Annotated in this window: 13 protein-coding genes, 3 tRNA genes and 2 rRNA genes (1 of these 18 cut by a window edge); 9 read left to right on the top strand and 9 right to left on the bottom strand. The window is 56.4% G+C overall.

The window, feature by feature from the left end; all coding sequences use genetic code 11:
* Positions 1–20: 20 nt before the first annotated feature.
* Genes HY751_06070 through HY751_06055 form a run of 4 tightly spaced genes read right to left on the bottom strand, consistent with a single transcriptional unit; the run spans position 21 to position 2851 of the window.
* On the bottom strand, positions 21–383 hold the full coding sequence (locus HY751_06070; protein MBI4665958.1) for a TraR/DksA family transcriptional regulator: 363 nt from the start codon (positions 381–383) through the stop codon (positions 21–23).
* 56 nt (positions 384–439) lie between these two features.
* On the bottom strand, positions 440–796 hold the full coding sequence (rsfS, locus tag HY751_06065; protein ID MBI4665957.1) for a ribosome silencing factor: 357 nt from the start codon (positions 794–796) through the stop codon (positions 440–442).
* Positions 796–1515 (bottom strand): nicotinate-nucleotide adenylyltransferase, encoded by a 720-nt coding sequence (locus HY751_06060; protein ID MBI4665956.1) that lies wholly within the window; start codon positions 1513–1515, stop codon positions 796–798. The genes rsfS and HY751_06060 overlap by 1 nt, the downstream gene beginning before the upstream one ends.
* Positions 1516–1567: 52 nt before the next feature.
* The gene (locus HY751_06055) at positions 1568–2851 is read right to left on the bottom strand and encodes a glutamate-5-semialdehyde dehydrogenase (protein ID MBI4665955.1); all 1284 of its coding nucleotides are present in this window, start codon (positions 2849–2851) and stop codon (positions 1568–1570) included.
* A 330-nt stretch (positions 2852–3181) separates the two neighbouring features.
* Between HY751_06055 and HY751_06050 the strand changes: the two genes are divergently transcribed.
* From HY751_06050 to HY751_06040, 3 genes are all read left to right on the top strand, one after another.
* Positions 3182–3760, top strand: a complete 579-nt coding sequence (locus HY751_06050) for an NYN domain-containing protein (protein MBI4665954.1) — start codon at positions 3182–3184, stop codon at positions 3758–3760.
* Positions 3761–3866: 106 nt separating this feature from the next.
* The gene (locus HY751_06045) at positions 3867–4940 is read left to right on the top strand and encodes a histidine kinase (protein ID MBI4665953.1); all 1074 of its coding nucleotides are present in this window, start codon (positions 3867–3869) and stop codon (positions 4938–4940) included.
* On the top strand, positions 4925–5647 hold the full coding sequence (locus HY751_06040) for a response regulator transcription factor (GenBank protein MBI4665952.1): 723 nt from the start codon (positions 4925–4927) through the stop codon (positions 5645–5647). Before HY751_06045 ends, HY751_06040 begins: the two co-directional genes overlap by 16 nt.
* A gap of 257 nt (positions 5648–5904) precedes the next feature.
* Here the strand turns inward: HY751_06040 and HY751_06035 are convergent, their stop codons facing one another.
* Positions 5905–6186 (bottom strand): acylphosphatase, encoded by a 282-nt coding sequence (locus tag HY751_06035; protein MBI4665951.1) that lies wholly within the window; start codon positions 6184–6186, stop codon positions 5905–5907.
* A 289-nt stretch (positions 6187–6475) separates the two neighbouring features.
* Between HY751_06035 and HY751_06030 the strand changes: the two genes are divergently transcribed.
* A tRNA-Leu gene (locus tag HY751_06030) sits at positions 6476–6560 on the top strand.
* 61 nt (positions 6561–6621) lie between these two features.
* The gene (locus HY751_06025) at positions 6622–7515 is read left to right on the top strand and encodes a DUF1848 domain-containing protein (protein MBI4665950.1); all 894 of its coding nucleotides are present in this window, start codon (positions 6622–6624) and stop codon (positions 7513–7515) included.
* A gap of 53 nt (positions 7516–7568) precedes the next feature.
* Here the strand turns inward: HY751_06025 and HY751_06020 are convergent, their stop codons facing one another.
* From HY751_06020 to HY751_06005, 4 genes are all read right to left on the bottom strand, one after another.
* Positions 7569–8669 carry a peptidylprolyl isomerase gene (locus tag HY751_06020; protein MBI4665949.1) on the bottom strand — a complete coding sequence of 367 codons (1101 nt, stop codon included), beginning with the start codon at positions 8667–8669 and terminating at the stop codon, positions 7569–7571.
* A 98-nt stretch (positions 8670–8767) separates the two neighbouring features.
* Entirely contained in the window at positions 8768–9565 is a 798-nt protein-coding gene (locus HY751_06015; GenBank protein MBI4665948.1) for a tetratricopeptide repeat protein, read from the bottom strand.
* A 70-nt stretch (positions 9566–9635) separates the two neighbouring features.
* A complete protein-coding gene (locus tag HY751_06010) occupies positions 9636–10187 on the bottom strand; it encodes a DUF3334 family protein (protein MBI4665947.1) in 552 nt (183 codons plus the stop codon).
* 563 nt (positions 10188–10750) lie between these two features.
* Positions 10751–10906, bottom strand: coding sequence for a hypothetical protein (locus HY751_06005; protein MBI4665946.1), 156 nt, complete (start codon positions 10904–10906; stop codon positions 10751–10753).
* Positions 10907–11548: 642 nt separating this feature from the next.
* On the opposite strand from HY751_06005, the gene HY751_06000 reads away from it, so the two are divergent.
* The 4 genes from HY751_06000 to HY751_05985 form a co-directional block, all read left to right on the top strand.
* Positions 11549–13110, top strand: a 16S ribosomal RNA gene (locus HY751_06000).
* Between the two features lie 174 nt (positions 13111–13284).
* Positions 13285–13361 (top strand) — tRNA-Ile (locus HY751_05995).
* A 24-nt stretch (positions 13362–13385) separates the two neighbouring features.
* Positions 13386–13461: transfer RNA gene (locus HY751_05990), tRNA-Ala, on the top strand.
* A 132-nt stretch (positions 13462–13593) separates the two neighbouring features.
* Positions 13594–14054, top strand: a 23S ribosomal RNA gene (locus HY751_05985); it runs 2532 nt beyond the window's last position.
* The 16S and 23S rRNA genes sit together here with 2 tRNA genes alongside, the layout of an rRNA operon.

The following is a 14054-nucleotide window of genomic DNA, read 5'->3' as shown; positions in this document are numbered from 1 at the left end:
AGGTTTTTTAAGCTGGGCCCCTAGCCGCCCTCGGAGGATTCTTTTTCAAGCCTTTCCTTGCACCTTACGCAGAACTGGGCGAACGGCAACAGCTCCAGCCGTTTTTCCGGGATGTCCTCGCCGCATTCCATGCACTGGCCGTAATCGCCGCCGTCTATCCTGGCCAGCGCCTCGTCTATCTGCAACAGGGTCTCATGGCTTTTGCCGCTTATCTCCATGAGCACGCTACGGTTGATGGTGCGGGTGGCGTCGTCGTTTATGTCCGGCACGTCGGAGCCGAACTCCTCGGCGCTGGAGCTTACGGCCCTCTCAAAATCGTCGGCTATGCGTTCCCGCATGGCTACGAGTGTCTGGCGGAACTTGTCCAGTTTTTCCTTTTCCATCTCTCGATTCCCGGAAATTGGCGGCCGCTCCGGCGCCCTGAATTATGGCTGGCGTTCTAGGCCGCTGTTTCAAACGCGAACTCGGCCGCGTCTCCCCATAGCCTGTCCAGCCCGTAATATTCCCTCGTCTCCTCCTGGAAGACATGGACTATCACATCGCCGGCGTCCAGCAAGGCCCACCTGGCGGATTCGTATCCCTCGATGCGGATACTCCGCTCGCCAGAGCCACGCAAAGACTCTTCCACGGCGTTAATAATAGTCTGAACCTGTTGCCTCGATGTGCCGGACGCTATTAAAAAAACGTCAGCCACATCGGATATACCCCTTAAATCCAGCGCAAGGACATCAAGAGCTTTTTTGTCCAGCGCGGAATTATAGCACAACAGCGCTTTCTCGGATAAAGTCAGGGTCATCAATCTCCGTTACCGTTTTCTTCGCCCTCGCCAGCCTCCGCCAGGCCTCTTTCAGAGGGCAACACTTCCTCTTCTATAAGATACCGCTCCACCACGCCGGGCACAAGATACTTTATGGGCTCCCTGGCGGCTATCCTGCGCCTTATGGACGAGGAGGAAATGTCCAGCTGGGTAATCCTTATTACGCGGATGGTTGTCGAAGAGCCCTCCACGCTGTAAACGTCGTCGCCGTCCTCATGGCCCGCGTGGATAATCCTTATGTTCTTGTACATCGCCGACAGGACCCCCTGCAAAACCTCCATCAGCGCCGACGCGTCGTAACCCGGCCTGGCCACCACTATGAAGTTGAGCGTCTTGAGCAGGGTTGGGGCCGAATGCCAGTGGCCGATGTCTTCCATTGCGTCCTGCCCCAGGATGAAATAGACGGACTCGCCGTATTTATCCTTGTAATGGCGCATGGTGTCTATGGTATAGCTGGGGCCGGGCCTGTCCATCTCCACCCTGGACGGGCGGAAAACAGGATTGCCCGCCAGGGCCAGCTCCATCATCCGGTAGCGGCTTTCCTGGTTGAAAAGCTCCTGCTCGTCCTTGTGGGGCGGCCGCGCCGAAAGCACGAAATACACCCTGTCGAGGGCCATCTTGTGGGCCACTTCGTTGGCCGCCACCAGATGACCTATATGTATGGGGTTGAAGGAACCACCCATTACTCCCACTTTCATCGGTTCACCAGTGGTCGAATCACCGCTCAATTTCAAGTATAGCCCTTCGCGCTTATTCCCGCACCTGCCCGTCGCCGTAAACGATGAACTTCTGGCAGGTAAGCTCCTCCAGCCCCATGGGGCCACGGGCGTGAAGCTTCTGGGTGGATATGCCCACCTCCGCCCCAAGGCCGAACTGGCCGCCGTCGTTGAACCGGGTGGAGGCGTTCACCATCACCGCCGAAGAGTCCACCCGGTTCAGGAACTCCTGGGCGGTCTTGTAGTCTGACGTTACGATGGCTTCGGTATGCTGGGAGCCGTACTGGTTTATGTGGTCCAGCGCCTGCTCAAAACCGTCCACCACGCGCACGGCCAGTATCAGGTCCAGGTATTCCTCGGCCCAGTCTTCTTCCGTGGCCGGTTTCACCCCGGGCGCAATGGCCATGGTGGCCGGGCAACCGCGAATCTCCACCCCGGCGGCCTGTAGTTTCTTTATCATGCCGGGCAGGAACGCTCCGGCTATGTCTTTATGAGCCAGCAGGGTTTCCGCCGCGTTGCACACCCCGGGACGCTGGACCTTGGCGTTCATGGTGATATTCTCCGCCATGGCAAGGTCGGCCCCCTTGTCCACATATACGTGGCAAACGCCTTTATCGTGTTTCACCACGGGGATCAGCGAATTCTCGGTGACGAACCGGATAAGCTCATACCCGCCCCGGGGGATGATGATGTCTATATGCTTGTCCATCCGCAAAAGGGCTTTTACAGCCGCCCGGTCTGTAGTGGGCACCAGCTGGATGGAGCCTTCCGGCGTTCCCGCGGCCACCGCCGCCTCTTCCAATATATCGGCGATGGCGATGTTTGAGTTTATGGATTCCGACCCGCCGCGCAGTATCACCGCGTTGCCCGATTTCAGGCAGAGCGCCGCCGTGTCCGCCGTAACGTTGGGGCGGGACTCGTAAATTATTCCCACAACGCCCAGCGGCACGCGCATCTTGCCCACCACCATGCCGTTGGGCCTGCGTTTCATGCCCGTCACCTCGCCCACCGGATCCGGCAGGGCGGCCACTTCCCGGAGCCCGTCGGCCATGGCGGATATTCTTTTATTGTCCAGCTTGAGCCGGTCCAGCATGGCCGGGGACAGGCCGGATTTTGCGCCCGCGTCCATATCCTTCTGGTTGGCCGCTATGATTTGCCCGGCCTTGGCTTCCAGCGCCTCCGCCATTTTTATTAAAGCGGCGTTCTTCACCGCCGTGGAAAGCGTGGCAAGTTTTCTGGACGCCCGCCGGGCGTTTTCGCCCAGGACCAGCAACGTTTCGGGGATGGTTGTTTCCTTGTCCAATTCGGCTATGGCCATGTAAGCTCCCAAGTCTTGATTCGTGTTTCCCGGCAAAAAGCCATAAGAGGATTGTAAGGCATTTTACGGCATGACGCGCCAGAAACTGGAGCCCGCCGGTTTGGCGGAGCCTTCACGGCTTCCGGGGTTGTATAATGGCATGGATATGATTACCGTTCAAAGTCAGCCCTAAACCAAGACGGGAACTGGAGATCGTATAATGATTCATATTGACAGACGTTATTCATCAGATAAAAATATCAATAGAGACGTTATTTGCTCCCCGTTCGACATGTCTAATGGCTGTAAGGCCATTCAACCTCGAACGGGGTTATTTTTTACCCGCCTGCCATGATCACAGAACCAGCGATTAAAAGAGCCACTTGTTTCTTTGATGGGCAAAATCTTTTTCACTGCGCAAAAGAAGCCTTTGAAATAACATGGCCAAGCTTTGACCCTATAAAGCTTTCCATGAAGATTTGCCAGTTGAACCGATGGGAATTAAAAGGGGTGAAGTTTTACACCGGAATCCCAAGCCTCGAAGAAAATAAACATTGGCATCAGTTTTGGACGGCCAAGCTTGCGCACATGGGAAGATCGGGCATACACGCTTTTTCACGCCCAATAAGGAATGGAAGGGAAAAAGGAATTGACATACGCATCGCGCTCGACATGGTGCGACTTGCCCGGCAGGGATCATACGATGTTGCGGTGATTTTCAGCCAGGATCAGGATTTGACAGAGGCTGTGCAGGAAATTAAAGAGCAGGCTGGAGTATCAGGCCGATGGATTAAACTTGTTTCAGCATTCCCGAAAAGTTCATTGTCTAAAAATAAAAGAGGAATCAACAAGACAGATTGGTTCCCCTTTGATTCAATGTTTTACGATGAGTGTCTTGATCCCAAAGACTATCGCCAGATTAAACAATGATGGATAAAACAACAATGGCGCCGTTGTATGGAACGGACAACCGTTGTAAATCATTTGCCGGTACGAAGCCGAGCAGGCCAGAGAAAAACAGACACACGCCCGCACGATGCCAATAAACTCTTACCCGGCCTATTGGGCCAACAAACCGTTGGAACAGCGCGACAAGCTTTTCTACCTGGTGGCCCTGCCCGTGGCGGTGTCGGCGGTGGGGGCCATACCACATCTCATCCAGTTCACCATCACTCCCATGGGGTACCTGCTGAGGATAATGGCGCTCATCTGCTCCGGGTCGCTTATCACCGGCATTCTGGCCTATTCCTTCACCAGGTATCTTTCCCAGCCCAAACTGTGGGGGCCCAACAGGAGCAAATGGCCGGTTGTATGGCATTTCCTGCTTATCTCCATCCCCACGGCCATGCTGGTGGACGGGCCGCAAAGACTGGCCGAACTGGCGATGATCGCCCCCCATCTTCTTACAGAGCGCGTCTGGCCCTATATACTTGGCGTCTCCCTGGGCAGGGCCTTCCTGCTGGCGGGATGGGTGGTGTTCTACGAAAGGCTGGTGGGCGCCGCCCAGGAGGCCGCCGACAGCCACGACCGCGCCTTAAGACTGGAAACCCAGACCCTTAAAAACCTCATCCAGCCCCATTTCCTCCTCAACAGCCTTTCCGCTGTGAGGGCGTATATAGAAGACTCCCCAAAAACCGCCGAGGATATGCTGTTGAACCTCACATCGCTACTCCGGCGGGTCATCCAGTATTCCTCCCGGGAATTGATAACGGTGAAAGAGGAGATGGAGGTTATCACCGATTATGTGGCGCTGATGAACCAGCGGTTCGAGGCGCAGTTTATGTTGCGGGTGGACGGTTACCGGGAAGAGGCCCCCATCCAGATACCGCCGCTCATAATTTTCAACCTGGTGGAGAACTCCTTCAAGCACGGGTTTTCAAGCAGGCGGACGGGGCTGGTGCGAATCACCCTGGAAGCCTCCGAAAAACTGCGGATAATAGTGAACGATGACGGGGTGGAGAGCCAGAACCACGACTCCACCGGCATGGGCGGGCAATACGTCCAGGCCCGGCTGGAGCTTTTGTATGGCGACAGTTTCAGCTTCACCCACGGCAGGAAAGAAGACGGGCATTACGAGGCGGTTGTGGAGATGCCATGGGGACGGGGATGAAAATAGTGATAGTGGAGGATGAACCGGCCGCCGCCAGGCAGTTGAGCCGGATGCTCTCCCGCGCGCCGGGGCTCATAATAGCCGGTATCGATATTTGCCCCACCATCGAAAAGGCCCGGGAGCGCCTGGCCCATCCGCTGGACCTGCTGTTCCTGGACCTCAACGTCATGGGCCAGCCGGGCATGGAGCTTTTGAAAGAGTTCCTCTCCGGCCCCTTCGACACCATAGTGGCCACGGCCTATCCGGAGCATGCCCTGTCCGCCTTCGAGCATGGGGTGCGGGACTATCTTGTGAAACCTTTTTCCCAGGAGCGGCTGGAGCAGGCCCTTTCCCGCGTGCCCGGGCCTTCGCCGGACAAATCGCCAGCCATGACCAGCATATTGATAAAAGAGAAACAGGGGATTGTCCCCGTGCCGGTAGGCTCCATAATCCTCATCCGCTCGGCGGGGGATTATTGCGAGATACATCTGGTGAAAGGCGGGGTGAAGCTTTGCTCCCGCGGGCTTGATTTTTTAGAGCGGCGTTTGCCGGAGGATTTTATCCGTGTCCACAGGACAGCCATTGCGCGGCTTTCCCGTATAAAAAGCATGAAGGTGGAGCAGGGGGGCAAATACACCCTCACGGTGGAGGGCATCAACGATCCCACCCCCGTGGGAAGAAAGTATTACAAAGAGCTAAAAGAGCGGTTGGGGGAGGATTTGGCGTAAAAAAAGCGCTCCGTGACTCCCAGGAAATCCCCATTCCCCGGCTTTTTTAATGTCCATCACGGAGCGCGCCACAATGTCTTAGGATGCAGGGCCATTACGCCTTGTATCCTGAGCATAAGATAATACTGCGGATTTCAACTTGCAATACCGGTTTCGGCGAATGGAACCAATCGTCGGCGAACGGCAATAACCGGCAAGGTGACGCGGACAGTTGTCCAGCTATCCGGCGTAGTTTGGAGCCGGTCTTAACGCGCAGTCTAACGGGCGACCCTGAACGAATGGAACTCTCCGGTGGCGTTTTCCCATACCACTTTCACGTCGGAAACCCTGGCCGATGGCGGGCCTCTCCACAGCCACGCCACAAGCTTTTCCACCTTGTCGCTGGGGCCTTCGCACAACACTTCAACGGCGCCATCCGGAAGGTTCCGCACCCGGCCGGTGAGCCCTCCTATGCGGACAGCCTCGTCCGCCGTGGTGGCCCGGAAGAAGACCCCCTGCACAATCCCATACACAACGGCGCGCGCCCTTACGTTTTCCATTAGGCCATTATATGGGCTTTCACGGATTTGAGCATGCGTCCGGGTTTTTTGGTGGTGTCCCAGTTTGAATCTCAAATAATAGACAGATCCTTCACTTCGCTTGCGCTTCGCCCAGGATGACAATGTATCAACGGCTTTTATATTGTCATTCCGGGCGTAAGCGAAGAATCTCCCCTGTACTTTCAAACTGAGACACGACCGGTTTTTTTGATAGACCGCCCGGCGGCTTTTGCTATAATACCCCTTCACCAAAAATCCGGCCCACCACGGGCCGGATGGCTTTTTATATGCCCTGGTGGTGGAACTGGTAGACACGCCATCTTGAGGGGGTGGTGGGGAGACCCGTTTCGGTTCGAATCCGAACCAGGGCACCAATTTCCCAAAGCGGGCCCGCGGCCTTGCCAAATCACCACAAACCCCGCCATTATAAACATCATGGCTATCATCTCGGCCTCCCGGCGAACCGACATCCCGGCATTCTATGGGGACTGGTTCATGGACAAGGTCCGCAAAGGCCACTGCATGGTGGTGAACCCCTTTAATGGCTCAGCCACAACGGTGTCCTTGAAAAAAGAGGATGTGGACGGCATCGTGTTCTGGTCCCGCAACTACGCCCCCATGCTCAAAAACCTGCGGGCGCTATATGGCATGGGATACCGGTTCTACTGCCAGTGCACCATGCTCGATTACCCAAGATTCCTGGATCCGGCCACGCCAGCGCCGGGGAAATCCGCCAGGATAGCCCATTCTATCCGCTCGGAATTCGGCCCCCGTTCCGTGGTGTGGCGGTACGACCCGATCCTTATCACCGCCAAAACGGATTTTCGCTGGCATCTTGAGCGGTTTAAACGTCTGGCCAAATCGCTGGAAGGCGCCACGGACACCTGCGTGATTTCATTCGTGGACTGGTACAGGAAGCTGGACAGGAACCTTAAACCGGTCCTGGCCGCCAATGACGCCAGTTTGATTGGTGTTCCGCCAGAGGAAATGGCCGCGCTGGCGCAAGAAATGGCCGGGGCCGCCGGGAATCACGGCATGACCCTCGAAAGCTGTTGCGAGCCTGGGCTGGCCCCCATGATAGGCAAAACCGCATGCATTGATATAGATAGGCTGTCTGATGTGACTGGTAAGGATTTAACGTCCATCCCCAAAAAACCCACCCGGCCCGCCTGCGCCTGCGCGGAATCAAAAGACATCGGCGCTTACGACACCTGTGTGATGGGTTGCGCCTATTGTTACGCCAACCGCTCCCGGGCCGCAAGCTTCATTAACAGGCGCGCCATCAAACCGGAAGACATTTCCCTCTCGCCGCAAGCCCGCGCCAAATAAAAAAGACCGGCGTTTTGAGGCGCCGGCCTTTTTAAAAAGCGTCGCTGAAAAAACTAGATGAACTTCTTCACGTTCATGGATTTCTTCAGCTCTTTAATGAACTCCTGCACCTTGACGGTAGCCTGCTGGTTCTTAAGCTTCGACTCGATGGGGGCCTTGGCTTCCTCGAAGCTCACAACCCCCGCCGGGCGCTTCTCGTCCACCTTTATGATGTGGTAGCCGAACTTGGTCTCCACCACCGCCGAAAGCTTGCCGGCCTGGGTGTCAAACGCCGCCTTCTCAAACTCCGGCACCATCATGCCCCGGCTGAAGAACCCAAGCTGGCCGCCGTTTTTGGCCGTGCCCGGGTCGTCGCTTTCGGCCATGGCAAGCTTGGCGAAATCGGCCCCGTCCTTAAGCTTCTTCTCTATGGACTCTATCTTCTTTTTCGCCTTGTCTTTGGAGGCCTGGTCCGCCCCGTCAAACTTGGCCAGTATGTGGGAGGCGCGGGCCATTTCTTTGCGCTCAAACTCCATCTGGTTCACGTCGTAGTATTTCTTCACTTCCTCCGGCGTCACCTTCACGGCGCTTAACACGTTCTTGTCCAGCATGGCGCGGATGCGCAAGCCGCGGGTTATCTCCCTGCGGGCGTCATCCTCGGTCATCCCCTGTTCCTGGAGCATCTTCTTAAAGGCGCCTTCTTCCTTGAACTGGCCTTTTATATGCGCCAGGCTCTCTTCCACCTTGGCGGAGTCAACCTGCACGCCGTCTTTTTCGGCTTTCTGGTAGAGCGACTCGTTGTTGATTATGTTGTCCACAATGGTGTTGCGGATGCCGTCCAGCTTGTCCTTCGTAAGGCTCTGCCCGGTCATTGCGAAGGTTTTCTCCAGCCCCTGCAAGGCGCGCACGAGCACGTCTTTCTTAACTTTCACGCCGCCCACCTCGGCTATCACATCGGGTATCGCCGCGTAATCTATCTTCACCGGCTCCTGCTTTACGGTCTGGGCGCCGGCCTGCTGGCCGTCAAGGGTGAACGCGGGCTTGGGCGCGCTTTCGCCCTGGGCCTGCTGGACGGCCTCCGGGGCGTTATTCCCCGCCAATCCGCCGAAACTTAAGAAAAGCGACCCCCCGATCAACGCCAATACGAGGATAGCCACCAGAAACCTTACCGCCATGTCCTGTTATTTCGCCTCCAAATCAAACCGCGTAATTCAACAATCCTATAAGATACAACAAAGCGGCCCCAAAATGAGGAAAAAGCCTCATCCCGGCTCTAAAGCTCCTCCAGCGAGGCCCGCGCCGCCTTCAAATGCTTCTCCATCCCTTCGGACTCGAAAATGTCCGCCGATTTCCCGTAATGCGCCCGGGCATCGTCTGTTTTCCCTAGGCGCTCCAGGGCCAGCCCCAGGTTGTAATGGCACATTCCCAGCGATGGCCCGTCGCCGGTCTCTTCATATATCGCCAGCGCCCTTTGATGCGAGGCCAGCGCCTCGTCCAACTCCCCAAGGAAATACCGGGCAGAGCCGATATTGCCCAGCGTGTCGGCCAGTGTCTTTCCGGCCAGGCCCGCGCTTTCCAGCGCCAGCGCCTTTAGATAGTTCTCCAGCCCGCGCTTGTGGGCGCCGCCCCGGGAATGGCACAACCCCAAAAGGTTTAACGCCGACGCGGTGGTTTCAGCCTCACCCAGCTTCAACGCCACTTCCAGCGCCTCCTGGGCGAATACAACGGCCTTGGGGAAATCGGCCTCCTCCATCAGCGCCCTTGAAAGCTGTTGGCAAGAGGCTATGTATAATGCGGCGTGGTCCAGCGTTTCAGAAAGCTCCAGGGCCCGCCGGGCTGAATGTATGGCGTCATGGGTTTTCCCCATCTCCAGGGCGCACTGGGAAAACCGCAGGCGGAACGTGGGCGCGTCCGCCATCTCCACCGCCTCGTTGAAAGCCTCGGCGGCCTTGTAAAACTCCCTGGCCCGCATATGGCCCTCGCCCCGGGTAAATGCCGCAAGAGCCTTGTCCGCCTCCGGGGCTTTCAACGCCAAAAGCTCCGCCCGGACCATTTTTAAAGCGTTTTCCATATATGGGATTTCCCTTTCCGCCCCGGCGCGCCCAGGGGCGGGTTCCTGAAAATTAAAGGTGGAGCCAGATCTATAGCTCCATGGGGGAGCCTAAAATTGGCTCCAGCGCCAGCTCCATGTAAAACTTGTTCCGCTTGGCCGTGGTGAAAGAGACCCTTACGCACTCAAGGTCCCTGGGCTCCTTGGCCACCATGGAAAGCGCCACCGGCACCGTAATGGGCACCACCGCGGGGATATTCGCCCTGGCCGACAGGTCGTAGATATCCTGCACCATGGTCCTGCATTTGCCGATTATCTGGTTGGTCATCTCGCCGATGTTGTTGCGCACCTCGTCGTTGCCGTAATGGGTGGGTATGTCCTCTTTGGAAAGGCCCATCCGCGTAAGGGAGTCCTGCACCAGCTCAAGGGCCGTCTCCCCCTCGAAGTTAAGCACCATGATGCCGCTATAGTCGCCGGAGAAGGTGACGAACGCCCCTATGGCTCCGGTTATCTGGATGCCGGTTATCTGCATGGCGGTTTTGGAAACATTGATGGGCTTGCCGGTGGAGCCCTGCACCAGGTCCCTCACCGCCCTGGAGAAGATCTTTACGAAATCCAGCGTGCTGGTTTTAGCGAGATTCATATATTTATAGCTTCCGTATGGTTCAAAATTAAAGAATGCATTTTAAAGCCAGGCTAATCCGTTAACAATATCAAAAACCATTTAGCCGGAACCGCGAGGTGGAAAACACCTCGTGTAGCGCCATGTGTCATCCCGGCCAAGCGACAGCGCGAGCCGGGAACAGCGCCTTATTGGGGGGAAAAGCTCAAGCGCCATGTGTCATCCCGGCCAAGCGACAGCGCGAGCCGGGATCCGGGCCTCCAGCGCAAGGGGAGTTGAAGCCCGGATACCGGATTGAATCCGGCATGACACCATTCGCTTCCCCGTGGCCGCCCGACCCCGGTTCCCTCCATAGCTGGGCGACCCGCTACGGTTGCTTATTTTCGCTTCCCCGGGGTCGCCCGACCCCGGTTTCTTCCATCGTTCATTCAGGCGCGCCGCGCCTCCAGGGCAAACTCCCGGCCATCCAGCCATACGCCGTATTTCCCGGCGCTTCCCAGTGGTCGTTGACCACGGATTCCCTCTCCCCACCCTCATAAGGCGGAGTGGCGAGCGCGAAGCCTTACGCCGGGGCGGTTTCCCCGTTACCTTCCCCTGGGTCGCTCCGCCACGGACAATCCTGGCTTCTTGGCCGCCCGGTTGGGCGTACCGAACCGCCGCCATCCAAGACGCATATCACTTCTTAAGACAACCTCCCGGCGCCGGAAATCCATCTTCCCGGCGTCTTTCCATGATTTCATGACCCCAGCCGGGAAGCTGTACTAATATGAATATTAAAGCCCTGCGCGATATCATCCCAGCAGTCCGGAATAATCAGCTGATCAGGTCTAACTCAACCTTGACATTGGGGCGCCATGTTCCTAAGATACTTACAGGATGAGGTTACGGCCTCAAGGTGGTCAGGTTTTGAAATTGCGGTTTTAACAAGCAGGGGTGGTTTGTCCCTGCGGCCAAAGGGTGGTTTCCTCCCGATGAAAAAACTTCAAATTTCCGCTTGACCCGGCAAAGTGGTTTGATATAGCATTCATGTTTCCCGCGCAGTAAATGTCTGCGGGGGAAAACGGCTCTTTTAAATTGCGGGCTTGATCGGATGAAGGCGGCGGGCGGAAACGCCAGGCGGCCTTAAAACCTGGGAGTTTAAAAAACTTCGAAAAACAGGTTGACATCTGATTGGGCCTGTCATAGCATTAGAGTTTCCCGCTGGGAGGATCGGTTTTCCGATAAAAAGCCGGCGGGCATGGTTCTTTGAAATCGAGGGAGCGCGCCTGAATTATTTAAGAAGCAGTCGCGGGTGTCGTCTTTCCGCAAGGGAAGATGACCGTTGATTTTTTGATTTATCGCTCCGGCGGCCTTCGGGCCGGACGGAGTAAGAAGCAGGATTTAAACTGGAGAGTTTGATCCTGGCTCAGAACTAACGCTGGCGGCGTGCCTAACACATGCAAGTCGAACGAGAAGACGTCCTTCGGGGCGTTTGTAAAGTGGCGCAAGGGTGAGTAACACGTGAGTAACCTGCCCCTCGGTCGGGGATAACCCGCCGAAAGGTGAGCTAATACCGGATTATGACGCGGGACTGCGGTCCTCGCGTTTAAAGGTGGCCTCTATTTATAAGCTATCGCCGGGGGATGGGCTCGCGGGACATTAGCTAGTTGGCGGGGTAATGGCCCACCAAGGCTACGATGTCTAGCTGGTCTGAGAGGACGATCAGCCACACTGGAACTGAGACACGGTCCAGACTCCTACGGGAGGCAGCAGTGAGGAATATTGCGCAATGGGGGAAACCCTGACGCAGCGACGCCGCGTGGAGGATGAAGGCTTTCGGGTTGTAAACTCCTGTCGGGCGGGAAGAAACCCTGGTGGGCTAATATCCCATCAGGCTGACTGTACCGTCAAAGGAAGCCCCGGCTAACTCTGTGCCAGCAGCCGCGGTAATACAGAGGGGGCTAGCGTTGTTCGGAATCATTGGGCGTAAAGGGCGTGTAGGTGGCTGTTTAAGTCAGAAGTGAAAGCCTTCGGTTCAACCGGAGAAGCGCTTTTGAAACTGGACGGCTTGAGTGCGGGAGAGGGAGGCGGAATTCCCAGTGTAGCGGTGAAATGCGTAGATATTGGGAAGAACACCAGAGGCGAAGGCGGCCTCCTGGACCGTAACTGACACTGAAACGCGAAAGCCAGGGGAGCAAACGGGATTAGATACCCCGGTAGTCCTGGCTGTAAACGATGAGCGCTAGATGTAGGAGGTATCGACCCCTTCTGCGTCGCAGCTAACGCGTTAAGCGCTCCGCCTGGGGAGTACGGTCGCAAGGCTGAAACTCAAAGGAATTGACGGGGGCCCGCACAAGCGGTGGAGCATGTGGTTTAATTCGACGCAACGCGAAGAACCTTACCTGGGCTTGAACTGCGCTTGCTATCTCCAGAGATGGAGAGTTCCTTCGGGACGAGCGTAGAGGTGCTGCATGGCTGTCGTCAGCTCGTGTCGTGAGATGTTGGGTTAAGTCCCGCAACGAGCGCAACCCTTACCCTTAGTTGCCAGCGGGTTATGCCGGGCCACTCTAGGGGAACTGCCGGTGACAAGCCGGAGGAAGGTGGGGATGACGTCAAGTCCTCATGGCCCTTATGTCCAGGGCTACACACGTGCTACAATGGCCGGTACAAAGAGCCGCAAACCCGCGAGGGGGAGCCAATCTCATAAAACCGGTCTCAGTTCGGATTGGAGTCTGCAATTCGACTCCATGAAGCTGGAATCGCTAGTAACCGTGGATCAGCACGCCACGGTGAATACGTTCCCGGGCCTTGTACACACCGCCCGTCACACCACGAAAGTTGGTTGTACCAGAAGCCGGTATCCTAACCGCAAGGGGGGAGCCGTCTAAGGTATGGTTGATGATTGGGGTGAAGTCGTAACAAGGTAGCCGTAGGGGAACCTGCGGCTGGATCACCTCCTTTCTAAGGATTTTCTGGGGAGTTCCTTCGGGAAGTCTCCTGAATCCCAAGGTCGTTCCGCGATTGCTTTTTATACAGGCGCGCTCCCTTATATTATTTTAAGTAATTAGGGGTTTGCGGGCGTCGGCAGGCCTGACGTTCCGTAAAGCTGTTTAGTGAATTAATCAGTTTTCGGATCGTGGGGCCTATAGCTCAGTTGGTTAGAGCGCACGCCTGATAAGCGTGAGGTCGTTAGTTCAAATCTAACTAGGCCCACCATTACCCTTTTAATAAAGTTTCTATGGGGGTGTAGCTCAGCTGGGAGAGCGCCTGCTTTGCAAGCAGGGGGTCATCGGTTCGAGCCCGTTCACCTCCACCAGATAAACATGTCTGGCCGCGTCTTTTGGCGGCGGCCGGACTGGACGGTTCTTTGACATTGCGGGGTTTCAGGGATTTCCGCAACAACTGTTTTCGAGGCAGTTGTTTTCGGGAATTTCACTGAGGAGAATTTTGATCAAGCGTTAAAGGGCATTCAGGGGATGCCTTGGCGCCAAGAGCTGATGAAGGACGTAGTTGGTTGCGATAAGCGACGGGAAGCCGCCAACAGGCGTTGATCCGTTGATGTCCGAATCGGGAAACCGGGCGCGGAGCAATCCGCGTCATCCTCCGCTGAATACATAGGCGGAAGGAAGGCAACGCAGGGAACTGAAACATCTCAGTACCTGTAGGAACAGAAAGCAGAGCGATTCCCTGAGTAGCGGCGAGCGAAAAGGGAACAGCCTAAACCGGATGGGTGTCAAGCCCGCAGGCGTTGCCCATCCGGGGTTGCGGGACATGATTGGGCCGGGTTGCGGACCGGCCGGGGAGTCAAAAAATCCAATCTTAGCCGAAGGGCCTGGGAAGGCCCGCCATAGTGGGTGAGAGCCCCGTAGGCGAAAAGAGCGGATCTCCCTGGATTATGTTCCCAAGTAT

Source organism: Nitrospinota bacterium, from assembly GCA_016208975.1.
GTDB lineage: Bacteria > Nitrospinota_A > UBA7883 > UBA7883 > JACRLM01 > JACQXA01.
Note: the sequence above shows the minus strand (reverse complement) of the source record. Positions and strands in the feature narration are given on the sequence as shown.